Source organism: Microvirga vignae (assembly GCF_001017175.1).
GTDB lineage: Bacteria > Pseudomonadota > Alphaproteobacteria > Rhizobiales > Beijerinckiaceae > Microvirga > Microvirga vignae.
Genome location: NZ_LCYG01000016.1, coordinates 46,412 through 63,512, shown reverse-complemented (window position 1 = coordinate 63,512; position 17,101 = coordinate 46,412). Strand labels below are relative to the sequence as shown.

At 63.4% G+C, this 17,101-nt stretch carries 14 protein-coding genes; 11 read left to right on the top strand and 3 right to left on the bottom strand.

Going from position 1 to position 17,101, the window contains the following annotated elements; genetic code table 11:
- Nucleotides 1-7: 7 nt before the first annotated feature.
- The 5 genes from nusA to truB all read left to right on the top strand — a co-directional run bounded on the left by nusA (nucleotide 8) and on the right by truB (nucleotide 6,919).
- On the top strand, nucleotides 8-1,627 hold the full coding sequence (gene nusA / locus AA309_RS05160) for a transcription termination factor NusA (protein WP_047187928.1): 1,620 nt from the start codon (nucleotides 8-10) through the stop codon (nucleotides 1,625-1,627).
- A gap of 32 nt (nucleotides 1,628-1,659) precedes the next feature.
- Nucleotides 1,660-2,331: an RNA-binding protein gene (locus AA309_RS05155; protein WP_047187927.1), complete on the top strand. Its 672-nt coding sequence runs from the start codon at nucleotides 1,660-1,662 to the stop codon at nucleotides 2,329-2,331.
- Nucleotides 2,328-5,390, top strand: a complete 3,063-nt coding sequence (gene infB, locus AA309_RS05150; protein ID WP_047187926.1) for a translation initiation factor IF-2 — start codon at nucleotides 2,328-2,330, stop codon at nucleotides 5,388-5,390. Before AA309_RS05155 ends, infB begins: the two co-directional genes overlap by 4 nt.
- 153 nt (nucleotides 5,391-5,543) lie before the next feature.
- The gene (gene rbfA, locus AA309_RS05145) at nucleotides 5,544-5,969 is read left to right on the top strand and encodes a 30S ribosome-binding factor RbfA (protein ID WP_047187925.1); all 426 of its coding nucleotides are present in this window, start codon (nucleotides 5,544-5,546) and stop codon (nucleotides 5,967-5,969) included.
- Nucleotides 5,970-5,974: 5 nt separating this feature from the next.
- Nucleotides 5,975-6,919, top strand: coding sequence for a tRNA pseudouridine(55) synthase TruB (gene truB / locus AA309_RS05140; RefSeq protein ID WP_047187924.1), 945 nt, complete (start codon nucleotides 5,975-5,977; stop codon nucleotides 6,917-6,919).
- A 137-nt stretch (nucleotides 6,920-7,056) separates the two neighbouring features.
- On the opposite strand, the gene AA309_RS05135 is transcribed toward truB, so the two are convergent.
- Nucleotides 7,057-7,602: a ferritin-like domain-containing protein gene (locus tag AA309_RS05135; RefSeq protein WP_084730879.1), complete on the bottom strand. Its 546-nt coding sequence runs from the start codon at nucleotides 7,600-7,602 to the stop codon at nucleotides 7,057-7,059.
- 313 nt (nucleotides 7,603-7,915) lie between these two features.
- Here AA309_RS05135 and rpsO point away from each other — a divergent pair, with 313 nt between their 5' ends.
- The 3 genes from rpsO to mbfA all read left to right on the top strand — a co-directional run bounded on the left by rpsO (nucleotide 7,916) and on the right by mbfA (nucleotide 11,778).
- Nucleotides 7,916-8,185, top strand: a complete 270-nt coding sequence (rpsO, locus tag AA309_RS05130; RefSeq protein WP_047187923.1) for a 30S ribosomal protein S15 — start codon at nucleotides 7,916-7,918, stop codon at nucleotides 8,183-8,185.
- A 291-nt stretch (nucleotides 8,186-8,476) separates the two neighbouring features.
- Complete coding sequence (pnp, locus tag AA309_RS05125; RefSeq protein WP_047187922.1) at nucleotides 8,477-10,651, top strand: polyribonucleotide nucleotidyltransferase; 2,175 nt, start codon at nucleotides 8,477-8,479, stop codon at nucleotides 10,649-10,651.
- A 143-nt stretch (nucleotides 10,652-10,794) separates the two neighbouring features.
- Nucleotides 10,795-11,778: an iron exporter MbfA gene (gene mbfA / locus AA309_RS05120; protein ID WP_047187921.1), complete on the top strand. Its 984-nt coding sequence runs from the start codon at nucleotides 10,795-10,797 to the stop codon at nucleotides 11,776-11,778.
- A 49-nt stretch (nucleotides 11,779-11,827) separates the two neighbouring features.
- Here the strand turns inward: mbfA and AA309_RS05115 are convergent, their stop codons facing one another.
- On the bottom strand, nucleotides 11,828-13,516 hold the full coding sequence (locus AA309_RS05115; RefSeq protein WP_047187920.1) for an adenylate/guanylate cyclase domain-containing protein: 1,689 nt from the start codon (nucleotides 13,514-13,516) through the stop codon (nucleotides 11,828-11,830).
- 138 nt (nucleotides 13,517-13,654) lie between these two features.
- Nucleotides 13,655-14,593 carry a DMT family transporter gene (locus AA309_RS05110; RefSeq protein WP_047187919.1) on the bottom strand — a complete coding sequence of 313 codons (939 nt, stop codon included), beginning with the start codon at nucleotides 14,591-14,593 and terminating at the stop codon, nucleotides 13,655-13,657.
- 134 nt (nucleotides 14,594-14,727) lie between these two features.
- On the opposite strand from AA309_RS05110, the gene AA309_RS05105 reads away from it, so the two are divergent.
- From AA309_RS05105 to AA309_RS05095, 3 genes are all read left to right on the top strand, one after another.
- Complete coding sequence (locus AA309_RS05105) at nucleotides 14,728-15,342, top strand: pyridoxamine 5'-phosphate oxidase family protein (RefSeq protein WP_047187918.1); 615 nt, start codon at nucleotides 14,728-14,730, stop codon at nucleotides 15,340-15,342.
- Between the two features lie 171 nt (nucleotides 15,343-15,513).
- Nucleotides 15,514-16,245 (top strand): helix-turn-helix transcriptional regulator, encoded by a 732-nt coding sequence (locus tag AA309_RS05100; protein WP_047187917.1) that lies wholly within the window; start codon nucleotides 15,514-15,516, stop codon nucleotides 16,243-16,245.
- A gap of 76 nt (nucleotides 16,246-16,321) precedes the next feature.
- Nucleotides 16,322-16,957, top strand: a complete 636-nt coding sequence (locus tag AA309_RS05095; protein WP_047187916.1) for an acyl-homoserine-lactone synthase — start codon at nucleotides 16,322-16,324, stop codon at nucleotides 16,955-16,957.
- The last annotated feature ends 144 nt before the right edge of the window (nucleotides 16,958-17,101 follow it).

The following is a 17,101-nucleotide window of genomic DNA, read 5'->3' as shown; positions in this document are numbered from 1 at the left end:
GACCTCAATGGCTGTTAGCGCCAACAGGCTTGAGCTCTTGCAGATCGCCGATGCGGTCGCGCGTGAGAAGGTGATCGACAAGCAGATCGTGCTGGACGCCATGGCGGACGCCATCGCGAAGGCTGCGCGCTCCCGCTACGGCGCCGAGACCGACATCCACGCCGAGATCAACCCGAAGACCGGCGAGCTGCGCCTCTCCCGCCACCTCCTCGTGGTCGAGGACGGCGCGCTGGAGAACGATTCCCGCGAGATCACCCTCTCAGAAGCCCGGGCCCGCCACAATCCGGCAGCGCAGGTGGGGGACGTGATCGCCGACACCCTGCCCCCGTTCGATTTCGGACGCATCGCGGCCCAGTCGGCCAAGCAGGTGATCGTGCAGAAGGTGCGCGATGCCGAGCGTGACCGTCAGTACCAGGAATACAAGGACCGCATCGGCGAGATCGTGAACGGCGCGGTCAAGCGCGTCGAATACGGCAACGTGATCGTCGATCTCGGCCGTGGCGAGGCGATCATCCGCCGCGACGAGCTGATTCCGCGCGAGACCTTCCGTCCGGGCGACCGTATCCGCGCCTACCTCTTCGACGTGCGCCGCGAGACCCGTGGCCCGCAGATCTTCCTGTCCCGCACGCATCCGCAGTTCATGGCGAAGCTCTTCGCCTCCGAAGTGCCGGAGATCTATGACGGCATCGTCACCGTGCAGGCCGTGGCCCGCGATCCGGGCTCCCGCGCCAAGATCGCCGTAACCTCGCGCGATTCCTCGATCGATCCCGTGGGCGCCTGCGTCGGCATGCGCGGCTCCCGCGTCCAGGCGGTCGTGGGCGAGCTTCAGGGCGAGAAGATCGACATCATTCCGTGGTCCCCCGATCAGGCGACCTTCATCGTCAATGCGCTGCAGCCTGCCGAGGTGGTGAAGGTGGTGCTCGACGAGGAGGCCGACCGCATCGAGGTGGTGGTGCCCGACGACCAGCTCTCGCTCGCCATCGGCCGCCGCGGCCAGAACGTGCGTCTGGCCTCCCAGCTCACCGGCTGGGACATCGACATCCTCACCGAGGCTGAAGAGTCCGAGCGCCGTCAGAAGGAATTCGCCGAGCGCACCGAGCTGTTCATGAACGCTCTCGACGTGGACGAGGTGGTGGGCCAGCTGCTCGCCTCCGAAGGCTTCCGCTCGGTCGAGGAAATCGCCTATGTGGATTCCGCCGAAGTCGCGTCCATCGAGGGCTTCGACGAGGACACCGCCGGCGAAATCCAGAGCCGCGCCCAGGAGTATCTGGCCCGCATCGAGGCCGAGAACGAGGCCCGCCGCAAGGAGCTCGGTGTCTCCGACGATCTGAAGGAGATCGACGGCGTCACCACCGCCATGCTGGTGGCCTTCGGCGAAAACGACATCAAGAATGTCGAGGACCTGGCCGGCTGCGCCACCGACGATCTCGTCGGCTGGACGGAAGGCAAGGGCGCCGATGCGACCCGCTACAAGGGCGCTCTCGACGGCTTCGACGTGTCCCGTGCAGAGGCTGAATCCATGATCATGGCCGCCCGCGTGAAAGCCGGCTGGATCGAGGAGCCTGAAGAAACCGTAGAGACCGAGGGATCGGCCGAAGAGGCCGAGACCGAGGCTCAGCCGTCTTAAACCACGGCCATGGCAAAGCGAGGTCAGCACCCGTGCCGCGGCATGAACCGGAGCGCACCTGCATCGTCACCCGCGAGGCGAACAGCCCCGCGGGACTGATCCGCTTTGTCCTGGGGCCCGACCGTCAGGTCGTGCCCGATCTCAAGCACAAGCTTCCCGGCCGGGGCGTCTGGGTGACGGCCCGGTCCACCATGGTGGACGAGGCGGTGAAACGCCGCCTCTTCTCCCGCGCCTTCAAGATGGAGGCCAAGGCCTCCGAAACTCTGTCACAGGACATCGAGCGGATGCTCCGGGAAGACCTGCGGCAGGGCTTGGCGCTCGCCAACAAGGCGGGCTGCGTCATCACTGGCTTCCAGAAAGTCGAGTCGGCTGTCACGGATAAGCCCATCGTTGCCCTTATTCACGCCGCAGAGGCGGCTGAAGATGGGCGAAGAAAATTGGCGAACCCGTTGCGAAAACGCCTCGGCGAGGCAATATCTAGCTTTCCGGTCATCCAAGTATTGTCAATCGACGAATTGGATTTGGCATTAGGCCGGTCACATGTGATACATGCTGCCCTCGTCGCGGGCGCTGGGAGCGACGGCTTTCTGAACCGCTGGCATCGTTACCGCACCTATTGCGGCTTCGAAGCCAATCCATCTGGCCTCGGAAACGAGACCGGCGAACCCACGATTTTGAAACCCGCAGGAACTGAGGCGGAATGACTGATACGAAAAACCAGGGCGACAAGACTCTCCACGTGTCGTCCAAGACGCTGTCTCTGAAGCGCCCTGTCGAGCAAGGCACGGTGCGCCAAAGCTTCTCCCATGGCCGATCGAAGTCGGTCGTGGTCGAGACGGTGAAGCGTCGCCCTGCCGTCGGCCCCGGTGGGGCCAAGGATGACAGGCCGGCGCCCCAACAGGCTGCAGCCCCCGCTGCCGCCCCGAAACCGGCTGCCCCGGTTGCCAGGCCTGCGGCTCCGGCTCAGGGTGGACGCCCACAGCGCTCCGGCCCTTCCTCCAACGCGCCCCGATCCGGCGTGGTGTTGCAGACGCTCTCCGATCAGGAGCGCGATGCTCGTCTGAACGCCCTGGCCGATGCCCGCCGTCGCGACGAAGAGGAGCGCAAGCGCCAGGCCGAAGAGGCTACCCGCCGCGCCGAGCGCGAGGCTGCCGAGGCCAAGGAACGTGAAGCGGCCGAAGCCCGCAAGCGTGAGGAAGAAGAGCGCCGTCGTCAGGACGAGGAGCGCAAGCGCCGCGCCGAGGACGAGGCCCGCCGTCGTCTGGGCGAAGAGGCTGCACCGCGTCCTGCCCCCGCTGCACCGGCTCCTGCACAAGCTCGCGACCGTGGCCCGGCTCCGCGCCACGAAGGTGGTCCGCGCGGTGAAGGCCGTCCCGGCGGCTTCCGCTCGGAAGGCGGTCCGCGCGGCGAAGGCCGTCCCGGCGGTCCGCGCCCTGATGGCCAGCGCTCCGGCGGTTTCCGCTCGGAAGGCGGTCCGCGCGGCGAGGGTCGCCCCGGCGGCTTCCGCTCCGAGGGCGGTCCGCGCGGCGAAGGTCGTCCGGGTGGTTTCCGCTCCGAGGGACCCCGTTCGGAGGGTGGTCCGCGCGGCGAAGGCCGCCCTGGTGGTTTCGGTGGTGGCCCGCGCGTTACGGGCGGCACCTCCGGGGGCCGTCCGCCGAGCCTGAACCATATGGCCCGTCCCCCGGCTCCGGCCATTCCGGATCCGGCGACGGCAAAGCCCAATGCCCGCACCGCTCCGCCGGTTGCGACCCGTGGCCCTGCCGTCGAGATCGATGATGATGAGGCACCGCGTACAGCCCGTCGCCCCGGTGGCGCGGCAAAGCCCGTGGCTGCTCCGAAGACCCCGAAGGCCGCTCCCGGCGAGGAGCGCCGCCGCGGCCGCCTGACCCTTGCCAATGCGACCTCGGATGACGACGAGCGTACACGTTCGCTCGCGGCTTTCCGTCGCCGCAACCAGCGTCTGATGGGCCACCGTCAGGTGGAGCAGAAGGAAAAGATTTCCCGCGAGGTGACGGTTCCGGAAACGATCACCATCCAGGAGCTCGCCAACCGAATGTCGGAGCGTGCCGTGGACGTGATCAAGTTCCTGATGAAGCAGGGACAGATGCACAAGATCACCGACGTGATCGATGCCGATACCGCGCAGCTCGTCGCGGAGGAGCTCGGCCACACGGTGAAGCGCGTCGCGGAATCGGACGTCGAGGAAGGCCTGTTCGACACGCCGGACACGGACGAGAATCTCTCGGCCCGGCCCCCGGTGGTCACCATCATGGGCCACGTCGACCACGGCAAGACCTCGCTGCTCGACGCGATCCGCAAGACCAACGTGGTCTCCGGCGAAGCCGGCGGCATCACGCAGCATATCGGCGCCTATCAGGTGACCTCACCGCTCGGCGGAAAGATCACCTTCATCGACACCCCCGGCCACGCGGCCTTCACCGCCATGCGCGCCCGCGGCGCCAAGGTGACCGATATCGTCGTGCTCGTGGTGGCGGCCGATGACGGCGTCATGCCCCAGACCGTCGAGGCGATCACTCACGCGCAGGCGGCCGGCGTGCCGCTGATCGTGGCGATCAACAAGGTGGACAAGCCCGATGCCAACCCGCAGCGGGTGCGCACCGAGCTGCTCCAGCACTCGATCGTCGTGGAATCCATGGGCGGCGAAACCCTCGAATTCGAGGTGTCCGCCAAGACCGGCCAGGGCCTCGACGACCTGCTCGAAGGTCTCCAGCTCCAGGCTGAAATTCTCGACCTGAAGGCCAATCCCGAGCGCTCGGCCGAAGGCACCGTCATCGAAGCCAAGCTCGATCGCGGTCGCGGCCCGGTGGCCACGGTTCTCGTCCAGCGCGGCACGCTGCGCACGGGCGACATCGTGGTAGCCGGGGCCGAATGGGGCCGCGTGCGCGCGCTGATCAACGATCTGGGCGCCAACGTGAAGGAAGCCGGTCCCTCGGTTCCGGTTGAGGTGCTGGGCTTCAACGGCACGCCGGAAGCAGGCGACCGCGTCGCGGTGGTCGAGTCCGAAGCCCGCGCCCGCGAGATCACCGAGTATCGTGCGCGCCAGAAGCGCGAACGCGCCACCGCCCGCATGGGCTCGGCCGGTCGTACGCTGGTCGACATGATGCGCGACCTGAAGGCCGGAGCGGGCCGCAAGGAGTTCCCGCTCGTGATCCGTGCGGACGTGCAGGGCTCGGCGGAAGCGATCGCCGGTGCTCTGGAGAAGGTCGGCAACGAGGAAGTGGGCGCCCGCATCATCCAGGCCGGCGTCGGCGCGATCTCGGAATCCGACATCACGCTGGCGGAAGCCTCCGGGGCGATCATCCTCGGCTTCAACGTGCGCGCCCACAAGGAAGCGCGTGAGGCCGCCGAGCGTGCCGGCATCGAGATCCGCTACTACAACATCATCTACGACCTCGTGGATGACGTGAAAGCGGCAATGTCTGGCCTGCTGGCTCCGACGCTGCGCGAAGAGCGGCTCGGCGAGGCGCAGATCCTCGAGGTGTTCAACGTGTCCAAGGTCGGCAAGGTCGCGGGCTGCCGCGTCCTCGACGGCGTGGTGCAACGCGGCGCTCATGTCCGCCTCATCCGCGACAACGTGGTCATCCACGAAGGCAAGCTGTCTCAGCTCAAGCGCTTCAAGGATGATGCCCGCGAGGTCACCTCGGGTCAGGAATGCGGCATGGCCTTCGAGAACTATCAGGACATGCGCGCTGGCGACATCATCGAGTGCTACCGCGTGGAAGAGGTGAAGCGGTCGCTGTAAGCCGCTTCACGCCCCTCTCAAGAACAATGCGTCATCACCGGGCTTGTCCCGGTGATCTCGCTTTGATGGGCTCCATTTCTATTCAATCGAGATGGCCGGGACAGACCCGGCCATGACATCCCGAACGATCCGGTCCAATCCCGGAGGATGACAATGGCAAAACGTTTCGAACAAACCGCCGGCCCGTCCCAGCGCCAGCAGCGCGTGGCCGAGCTCGTGCGTCACGCACTCGCGGAAGTGCTCTCCCGTGGCGATCTTCAGGATGACGTGCTGACGAAAAACGTCATTACGATTCCGGAAGTGCGCATGTCGCCTGACCTGAAGCTCGCGACCGCCTATGTGATGCCGCTCGGCGGCAAGGACGAGGATGCGGTGATCAAGGCGCTGGAGAAGAACAAGAAGGTTCTGCGCCAGGAAGTCGCCCGCCGCGTGAACCTGAAATTCGCACCCGACCTTCGCTTCCGCCGCGACGAGAGTTTCGATGAGGCCGCACGCATCGATGCGCTGCTGCGCTCGGAACGCGTGGCGCGCGATACCGGCAAGACCGGTGTCGATGTGAACGACGACAACGACGAGTGAGAGCGATGACTGAAGACCGCCCCGAAGAGCGCCCCCAAGAGCGCCCTCACCGTCGCCCTCACGGCGACCGTCCGAAGAAGCGCGACGTCAATGGCTGGATCATCCTCGACAAAGGTGTCGGGATGACCTCGACCCATGCGGTTGCGGTGGTCAAGCGCGGCTTTTCCGCCAAGAAGGCAGGCCATGCAGGCACCCTCGACCCGCTCGCTTCCGGAATCCTGCCGATTGCCCTGGGCGAGGCCACGAAGACCGTGCCCTTCATCATGGACGGGCGCAAATCCTACGTCTTCACCGTCGCCTGGGGCGCGGAGACCAACACGGATGACACCGAGGGCGATGTGGTCGAGCGCACGGACAAGATGCCGCAAGCCTCCGACATCGAAGCCCTGCTGCCGCGCTTCATCGGCCAAGTCCAGCAGGTGCCGCCGCGTTTCTCGGCCATCAAGATCCAAGGCGAGCGCGCCTATGACCTTGCCCGCGACGGCGAGGTGGTGGAGCTGCAGCCGCGCACCGTGGAGATCGACCGCCTCGCGCTTGTACACCATGACGGCAACCGCTCGGTTATCGAGGCGGATTGCGGCAAGGGTACCTATGTGCGCGCTATCGCCCGCGATCTCGGCCGCGCATTGGGCTGCCTCGGCCACATCGCGGCACTCCGGCGCACGCGTGTGGGACCGTTCACGGAGCACGACGCGGTGACGGTGGATGATCTCGCCACCGACCCGGCGGCCTTGCGCCCGGTCGAGACCGCGCTCAGCGAGATTCCGTCGGTTGCGGTGAGCCGCGACATGGCGGGCCGCCTGATGCGCGGCCAGTCCATCATCCTGCGCGGCCGCGATGCACCGCTCTCAGGCAAGGCTTACGCGACGTGCAATGGTGTGCTTGTCGCAGTCGGCGACATCGAGCGCGGCGAATTGGTGCCACACCGGGTGTTCAATCTCGGCGCTTGAGAAACGCACTACGTCATCCCCGGCCTTTTGCCGGTAATCCCGATGAAAAAGCGCCGTGCTCCTCAGAATCGAGATGGCCGTGACTGATCCCCGGATCAAGTCCGGGGATGGCCATGACGCGGCGACTTTGAGCCGTCCTATCGATCCGCCTTCAGTCCCTGAGCCTCACGCATCAGGTACTTGCGGGTGATCGGCTCGATCATGTCGCGAATGGCTTGAGCCGTCTTTTCCTCCTCACGGAGAGTGTCCTGCAGCGCCGGGATGAAGCGCTGGTGGCCGGCAGCCTCAGCCATCGTGATCAACGACTTGTAGGACGCAATCTCGAAATTCTCGAAGGCATGGTTGGCGAAGGTGTTCTTCAGAACCTCGTCGGCCATCGGCATGTGACCGACGGCAGCCATGTTGGCCATCACTTGAGTGGCCATGTCCTTCAGGAGCGAGCGGTCCTCGCCGAAGGTGTGCAGCATCTCGTCGAGGCGGCGCACTTGGCCTTCCGTCTCGGCGATATGGGTGCGCAGCAGGTCCGACATTTCCGGATAATGCTCGAAGCGTTCCACCTGGCGCTGCATCAGCTGCAGAGCTTCTTTTTCCAGAGCATGCGCGTTCTGAAGGCCGGTGATGAAGATGTTCTTCACCGTTTCGTTGGAGGTAAGATCCATCATGCCTGCGGTGCTGGCGGTCATGGTGTCGGGTTCCTATATTGAGGGGGCATCTGATTCACCAACATTGGCCGTGAAAACTTGTTCCGGCAGCTGCGGCGACAGATGTGGCGGAACCGGCCATCTCCTTGGCCTAACTTGGCAAAAACGATTCCGCTGGCACTTATTCGCAATTCGTGTATGGTGCGCCCGCCTCTGAAGGATTGACCCTCCAGGAGACCGTCTTGGGTTACAGACCGCGCTGGACGACATCCCGGCCCGGCCTTTCCCGGACGAACCTGATCTTGGGCCTGAAGCCTGAGATCCTCATCGAAAAGCAAACCTGAAAGGATATGCGATGTCGATCACTGCTGAGCGCAAGAACGCGCTTGTGAAGGAATTCGCGCAGAAGGCTGGCGACACGGGCTCCCCCGAGGTGCAGATCGCCATTCTGACCGAGCGGATCAGCAACCTGACCGGTCACTTCAAGACCCACACGAAGGACAACCACTCCCGTCGTGGCCTCCTGAAGCTCGTCTCGTCGCGTCGTTCGCTTCTCGACTATCTGAAGAAGAAGGACGAGAACCGCTACAAGACCCTGATCGAGAAGCTCGGCATCCGCCGCTAAGCTTTTAAACAACTTCCGTCCGGAGCACGGCTCCGGACGGTTTTTCCGGATCTGATCGAGAAAAGATCATCTCCGGTATTCACGAACGGATCGGATGAAAGCTTCCGACCCTTCGGTCCGGCGCTGGTGAGACAAAAAGAGATCCCGGCGTCCCTTTGAGAAGACGGATGACGCGATGACCATGGCAGGATCGCAAGGGGCTTGGGACAGCGGATGTTTTCGCTGCGTGAGTCTCTTGCCGTCTTGCTCATGGCATCGAGCCCCCGCTTCTGCTGTCATGAAAGACAAAACATGTTCGATATTCAACGCGAAGAACTGATCTGGGGTGGGCGCAAGCTCACGCTCGAAACCGGCCACATGGCCCGCCAGGCCGATGGCGCCGTGGTCGCCACCTACGGTGAGACCACCGTGCTCGCCACCGTCGTTTCGGCCAAGGAGCCGAAGGCTGGCATCGACTTCTTCCCGCTCACGGTGAACTACCAGGAGCGTGCCTATGCGGCCGGTCGTATCCCGGGCGGCTATTTCAAGCGCGAAGGCCGCCCGTCCGAGAAGGAGACCCTTGTCTCCCGCCTCATCGACCGTCCGATCCGTCCCCTCTTCGTCGACGGCTACAAGAACGACACCCAGGTCGTGGTGACCGTGCTCTCGCACGATCTCGAGAACGATCCTGACGTGGTGGCCATGGTCGCCGCGTCTGCTGCGCTGACTCTCTCCGGCGTTCCCTTCATGGGTCCGGTGGGGGCCGCCCGCGTCGGCTACATCAGCGGCCAGTACAAGCTGAACCCGATGCTCCAGGAGATGGAGCAGACCTCGCTCGACCTCGTGGTCGCCGGCACCACCGACGCCGTGCTCATGGTCGAGTCCGAGGCGAAGGAACTGCCCGAGGACGTGATGCTCGGCGCCGTGATGTTCGGCCACAAGCACTTCCAGCCGGTGATCGAGGCCATCATCCGCCTCGCCGAGAAGGCTGCCAAGGAACCCCGCGACTTCCAGCCGGCCGATGTCTCCGACGTGGAGAAGGCTGTTCTCGACATCGCCGAGAAGGACCTGCGCGAAGCCTACAAAATCACCAAGAAGCAGGACCGCTACGCCGCCGTCGACGCCGTGAAGGCGAAGGTGATGGATGCGCTCTGCCCGGTTGAAGGTGAAGCCAAGTTCGATGCCGAAAAGGTGAAGGCCGTCTTCAAGGAAGCCCAGGCCAAGGTCGTGCGCTGGAACATCCTCGACACCAGCCACCGCATCGACGGCCGCGATCTTCGCACCGTCCGTCCGATTCTCTCGGAAGTGGGCGTTCTGCCGCGCACCCACGGTTCGGCGATCTTCACCCGCGGCGAGACACAGGCTCTCGTGGTGGCGACGCTGGGCACCGGCGAGGACGAGCAGTTCATCGACGAGCTCGAAGGCACCCGCAAGGAAACCTTCCTGCTGCACTACAACTTCCCGCCCTACTCCGTCGGCGAGACGGGCCGCATGGGCTCGCCGGGCCGCCGCGAAATCGGCCATGGCAAGCTCGCCTGGCGCGCCATTCATCCGATGCTGCCGGCTTCCCACGAGTTCCCCTACACGATTCGCGTCGTGTCGGAGATCACGGAATCGAACGGCTCGTCCTCCATGGCCACCGTCTGCGGCTCTTCGCTGGCGCTGATGGACGCGGGCGTTCCGCTGCGCCGCCCGGTGGCGGGCATCGCCATGGGCCTCATCCTCGAGGGTGAGCGCTATGCGGTTCTGTCCGACATCCTCGGCGACGAGGACCACCTCGGCGACATGGACTTCAAGGTGGCGGGTACCGACCAGGGCATCACCTCGCTCCAGATGGACATCAAGATCGCCGGCATCACCGAGGAGATCATGCGCGTCGCGCTCGATCAGGCCAAGGAAGGTCGCGCTCACATCCTGGGCGAGATGAACAAGGCCCTCACCGCTCCGCGCGCCGAGCTCGGCGAGCACGCGCCGCGCATCGAGACCATGCAGATTCCGGTCGACAAGATCCGTGAAGTCATCGGTTCGGGCGGCAAGGTCATCCGCGAGATCGTGGAGAAGACCGGCGCGAAGATCGACATCAACGACGACGGCCTCATCAAGATCGCGTCCGCCGACGGCAAGTCGATCAAGGCCGCCTACAACTGGATCCGCTCCATCGTGGCGGAGCCGGAAGTCGGCGTGATCTACGACGGCACGGTCGTGAAGGTGATGGAGTTCGGCGCCTTCGTGAACTTCTTCGGCTCCCGCGATGGCCTCGTGCACATCTCGGAGCTCGCCAAGAACCGCGTCGCCAAGGTGACGGACGTCGTCAAGGAAGGTGACAAGGTGAAGGTGAAGTTCCTCGGCATGGACGAGCGCGGCAAGGTCCGCCTCTCCATGAAGGTGGTCAACCAGGAGACCGGCGAGGACATCACCGAGCAGCTCAAGGCCGAGCGCGAAGCCGAAAAGGCCCAGCGCGATCAGCAGAAGGCTGCGGGCGAGTAAGCCTCTCGGTTTTCGAGAACGATCGGGAAAGCGCGGCGAAAGCCGCGCTTTTTTGTTGCACTCTTCACGAGGATCGAGCTTGGCATGATTGACGCTCTGATCGAGGGACGATATTTAGAATTATTCTAAACAAATGTGCCGCCATGCTCTCGCGCGTCTTCGGCTTCGATCGCCGTCCCTTCGACTCTCTCAGCGAACAGGAAATCCTGGCGCTCGCGATTTCCTCAGAGGAAGACGATGCGCGGATCTACCTTTCCTATGCGGACGGGTTACGGGCCGATTTTCCACAATCGGCCAAGGTCTTCGAGGAGATGGCGGCCGAGGAGGACGCGCACCGGGCGGCGCTGATCGAGCTGCACCGCAGACGTTTCGGCGAGATCATTCCGTTGATCCGCCGCGAGCATGTGCGCGGCTATTACGAGCGCAAGCCCGATTGGCTCGTGCGTCCGCTCGGCATCGGGAAGGTGCGCGCTGCCGCCGAGACCATGGAGGCGCAGGCCCACCGCTTCTACGTGGAGGCCGCCAAGCGCACCAGCGATGCCTCGACACGAAAGCTCCTCGGCGACCTCGCGGCGGCGGAGGTGGCGCACGAGTCGCTCGCCCGCCGTCTCGACCTCGCCTACACGCCGGAATCGGTGAAGGAGGAAGAGGCCCAGACCGAGCGGCGGCAATTCATCCTCACCTATGTCCAGCCGGGCCTGGCGGGCCTCATGGACGGATCGGTTTCGACGCTCGCCCCGATTTTCGCGGCCGCCTTCGCCACGCAGGATACCTGGCAGACCTTCCTCGTCGGCCTCTCGGCCTCGGTGGGTGCCGGCATCTCCATGGGCTTCACGGAAGCCGCCCACGACGACGGCAAGCTCTCCGGGCGCGGCTCGCCCGTCAAGCGAGGCATGGCCTCCGGGATCATGACCGCCATCGGCGGCCTCGGCCACGCCCTGCCCTATCTCATCCCGCACTTCTGGACCGCGACGATCATCGCCGCCGCCGTGGTGTTCGTGGAGCTCTGGGCCATCGCCTTCATCCAGAACCGCTATATGGAAACGCCTTTCCTGCGCGCTGCCTTCCAGGTGGTGCTCGGCGGCGCGCTGGTCTTCGGAGCGGGCGTCCTGATTGGGAATGCATAGGACGGGTTGCTGGATCGCGAGATCAGTTTTCATTGCCTCGCGAAGAAGATCAGCGAGCCAGTTCGCTCACCTCGGGAATGATCCAGCTGTCGATGGGCGCGGCACGACCTCGAATGGGGATCGTGCGCCGTTCGCGAGTTGAGAGATCGAGCCCGGCACGAACCGCGATGTCCTGTGAGATCACGAGCTCCACATCGAGATCCTTGGCAAGACCCTCCAGACGACTTGCAGCATTGATGGTGTCGCCCACGGCGGTCAGGCTCGTTGCCTGGCCGTACCCCATTTCGCCGACGATGGCAGAGCCTGCGTGAAGGCTCATGGCGATCTGCAGCGGCTTCTCGAACTCGCTCGCGTATTGCCGGTTGAGAGCGGTGAGCCCCGCGCGAATTCTCAAAGCCGCATCGACCGCCTGTCTGGCCGCTTCCTGCGGCGACGTCTTCAAGCCGAAGAGAGCAAGCACCCCGTCACCGATGAATTTGTCGATATAGCCTCCGGCATTCTCCACGCATTCGCCCACCATCTCGAAATAGCGGTTGAGGATGAAGACCGTATCGAAGGGCAGATGCCGTTCCGCCAAGCTCGTGAATCCACGCAGGTCGCAGAAGAGGATCGCGATCTCGCGTTCCTGCCCCTGCGCCTTGCCGCCCCGCACCAGAGATGTCAGGCCGTTACGGCTCGTCGACAGGATCGGCACCACCGCAACATCGTGAACCGGCCTGAATTGGCAGGCGAGCCTCACATCGGGCCCGGCCTTGATCCGCGCCAGAGTTCCGCGCTCCTGGCCATTGGGAGGCGGCTGCCCTTCTTCACCATCGACGACGCGGACCCGGCATGTGGAGCAACGCCCTCGCCCGCCGCAGACGGAAATATGCGGGATGCCCGCGATCCGGCTCGCTTCCAACACGCTGAAGCCAAGAGGCACGCTGACGATCTGGTTATTCGGATAGATGATCCGAACTCTCTGCGATTGCAAAAGAGTCCTGCGGACGACGCGCGCGACGAGCGTGCCCACGATGAGCACCGCAAAGAACGCCGAAAGACCCATATTGATGCGGGCGAGAGTCTCGGCGGCCGATGATGCAACCCGCATGGCGGACCCGTACTGGTCCGGAGCCCTGGCAATCTCCTTGCCCGCCGACACGAAGCCGAGCAAAGCGAGCACCGGCACGAGAATGGCGCCCGTGTAGAGCAGCAGGGCATAACGTGAGAACCAGGTTTTCGCACGCAGCCAGAAGAAGATCCCTAAGCATCCGTGAAGCCACGCGACGATGAGGGCAATGGTTTGCCGAAGACCGATCTCGGGCGCGCGGATCCAGAGATTGCGGACCACTTCAGGATAGCCCGAGGCCCAGCCGGTCAGGCTCCACTCGATCCGGGTCCCCACCACATGCGAAATCACCAGAAATGGGAGCGAAAGCCCCAAAAGCAACTGCGCCGCCTCTCTCCAGGGCATCCGCAAGGTTCGCCGCCTGTAGAGCGCCTGGAGCGCCATCAGAAAATGAATCAGGAGCGATCCGTAGAGCAGGACCGTGCCGAGCGGGTTTCGCCAGAGAAGATTGAACCACCCCCGCCCCTTTTCCATCGCTTCGACGGAAATGAGACCCAGAGCGTGATTGCCGAAATGGGTGAGCAGAAAAAAGCCGAGGACAAGACCCGTTATCAAACGCACTTCCCGCCAGCGAAATGGGATCGCCGTGGGAGTGCTCTCAAGAGCCGGTCTCGCTGGATCGTGCTGCATGCGCCTTCTGAGGATCTTCCTGTCTCCCGCTCCTTTCAAGGGAGCGCAGGTCCGGAACTGCTGACATGCAGACGCCGCACCTCAAGGATTGTCAAATCACTATCGCTGGACCGCGAGCGCGCCTGTCCTTTGTAAGAATCAGCCCTTCCGCTCCGACAGGGTGAACCAGCCGATTCCGAGGATGACGAGGACGGCTCCGAGCCAATCCGTGCCGCTCACCGCGTCCCCCAGCACCGCCATGGCGAGCACGATGGTGACCACGGGGCTGAGCATGCCGATGGTGGCGTTGGCCTGAGCGGAAATCTGTTTCAGCGCCGCGCTCAGGAAAAACGACGGCAGCACCGTTGCGCCGAAAGCGAGCGCGAGCCCCAAGCCCCAGAGAGAGGGCGAGACCAGGATCGCCTCGAAAGGATGCGTTGCCAGAAACTGCAGGATGACGGCGATGCCCGCCGCACCCATGGCAATGCAGGTGAAGAGCTGTGGGCCGACCTTCATGATGAGAGGCTTCGCGAGAAGCTGGTAGAACGCGAAGGTAACGGCGGCGGCGAGCACGTAGAGAGCACCTGTCATCGTGCTCGCACCGAAGGTGGAAAAGTTCTGTGTGAAGAGAAGGGCCAAGCCCCCATAGCTCACGGCGAAGGCGAGCAACGCCTTCGGCTTGATCGGCTGACGGAAGAACGCTGCGCCGAACAAAACCACGAAGAGCGGATAGGTGAAGAGGATCAGCCGCTCGAAATGGGCCGAGATGTATTCAAGGCCTTTGAAATCGAGATAGCTCGAAATCCAGTAGCCGATGAGACCGACGCCGAAAGCCCGCATGAGCAGACCATTCTCCGGCAGCTGTTGCCCTTTCGCCCTCTGGCTCATGACCGCATGAGCGCCGATGACGAGATAGAACGGCAGGGCCAAGATCATGCGCAGGGCCAGCGTCGTCTCCGCATCGATTCCCCTCGCATAGGCGAGCTTGATCAGAATGCCCTTGGTGGCGAACAGCGTCGCGCCCGCAGCCGCCATGGCATATCCCATGTAGGGCGGGCGCTTGGCATCATTGGCGGCGGTGTCGATGGCAGAGCTCATGACGGGTTCCTTGAGGAAGCCACCTCTTCCACACCCCTTCCCAAGGCACAAGGTTTCACCATGCATCCCTCCGTTGCGGCCAATGCGAGGGAAGGCTATGCCTTGACCGCATCCAGTATAGGGAGAGGCTCCGCATGCCGGCCATGATCTCCAGCATCGCCGAACTCGAGGTGCTCTATGGCGAGCCTTCCGAAGCCTCGCTCCTGAAAGAGGTCGACCGCATGATCCCCGAATACCGCGCCTTCATCGAGGCTGCACCCTTCGTGGCGTTGGCGACACATGGGCCCGAAGGGCTCGATTGCTCTCCGCGTGGCGACGGCCCCGGTTTCGTGCGCGTGCAGGATGAAAAGACTCTGCTGATGCCGGACCGACGAGGCAACAATCGCCTCGATTCGCTTCGCAACATCGTGCGGAACCCGCAGGTCGGACTGCTCTTCCTGATCCCGGGCATCGGCGAGACGCTGCGCGTGAACGGGCTTGCGGTGATTTCCGTCGAATCTGCGCTTCTCCAGAGCTTCGCCGTCGACGGCAAGGCGCCGAAATCCGTGATCGCGATCACGATCGAGACGGTCTATTTCCAATGCGCCCGCGCGATCCTGCGCTCGCAGCTGTGGAATTCGCAAAAGCATGTGGCGGGTGAGCGCCTGCCAAGCGCTGGCCAGATTCTTGCGGCTGTGAGCCAGAACCGCTTCGACGGCGAATCCTACGACAAGGCGCTGCCCGAGCGGCAGAAGACGACGCTCTACTGATCTTGATCTAGAGCATCGTTGGGTACGGAAAACCGAGTCCACTTTTCCGCACGATGCGCTAAAGGCGCTTTACCGCCCTTTCCTTTCACAATTAGTGATTTTGCCGGTATATTATTAATATTGACGTCCGCCGGGGCCATGCCGCAAAGTGCCTGAAAACCGAGAGCGGATATGGCGGGCAGATCCCTCAGCGAGACGATCGCTTTCATCCAAAAGCTCGACCAGGCGCGAAACCCTGAAGAGGTTTGCGAGCTCCTGTTGAACATCACGCGCCGCTTTGGTGTCGAGCGCATCCTTGCCGGGTTGATCCCAGCCCCAGGAGCCGACCGGCGAACGCAGCTCTCTCATGTCGTCATGAATGCTTGGCCCGAAGAATGGGCCCGCCGCTACTTCTCGCATGGTTATCTCTTTCGCGATCCCACGATCGAACAGGTTCAGCTCGCGACGACATCGTTCCTGTGGAGCGAACTGGAGCCGAAATACCGGTCCGATTCGGCCGCGCGACGCATTATGGCGGAAGCCGGCGAGTTCAGGCTCAAGGAGGGGTATACGATCCCGCTCGTGACCCTCGAGGGAGAGATCGCCGGATTTTCGCTCGCCGGCGAACGCCTGGAGATCGCGCCGGAAGAGAAACCTATGCTTTCCCTTGTCGCGACCTACGCTCTGGGCCGTGCTCTGCCGTTGCGCCAATCCCCAAGGCGAGCGGTGACCAGCCTGTCACCACGCGAGCGACAAGCCCTACAATGGGCAGCGGAGGGTCTGTCCGATGGCGATATCAGTGCCAAGATGGGCATTTCCGAGCACGGTGTCGACAAGCACATGCGCTCGGCGCGCTCGAAACTCGGAGTGACCAGTCGAACTCACGCAGTCGCTGAGGCGCTGCGCCAGAGCCTCATCGTCTAAAGGGTACGGAAAAGCGTACTTTTTGTGGTTTCGGCGTATCGGCACAATGCCCCCATCGCAAACGAAGGGGGCGATAGTGATCCACATCGTAACACCACAGAATATCCATCTCTATCAGGATGAAATGGAACAGGCCTATCGGCTGCGCCACCGCATTTTTGTCGATGAAATGAAATGGACTGATTTGGCCAAGCCGGACGGGCGCGAGATTGATCAGTTCGACAATGAACATGCCGTCCATATGCTCTGCGTCGCCGATGGAAAGGTGCTGGGCTATCAGCGTATGTTGCCTTCGACTCGGCCGCACCTGCTTTCCGATATCTTACCGCAATTATGCGAGGACGAGCGTCCTGTTGGTGCGCATATTTGGGAATGGACGCGTTACTGCGTTGACCCAGCACATCGCGAACGAGGCAGAGCGCTCAGTCCGGTCGCCAATGCACTGCTTTCGGGTATTGTGGAGTGGGGCCTGGAGAGCGGGATCAACACCATCATTATCGAAATGAATCCACTATGGCTCTTGCGGCTTGTGCAGCTTCATTTTCGAACCATTCCGCTCGGGCTGCCGCAATCAGTGGGCGGTCAGGATGTCGTCGCCGTGACAGCGTCTTTTGATCGGCGCACTTTGCTGCGCCTTCAGGAGATGCGAGGTGACAGCCGCCGTGTCCTGATTCAACCGCAACAGACCAGGCCAATGCGTCTCGCAGGGTGAACGATGACGCGCCAATCCATCAAAATCAGCCCTGAGAAGGAGATCATCATTCTCCAGTTTTGGGCTCAAGCTATCGACATCATCCGGAGCTTTTCACCGGAGGAAATCAAGTCCGTGAAAGGCCTCGCCCAAGCTTTGGACGCC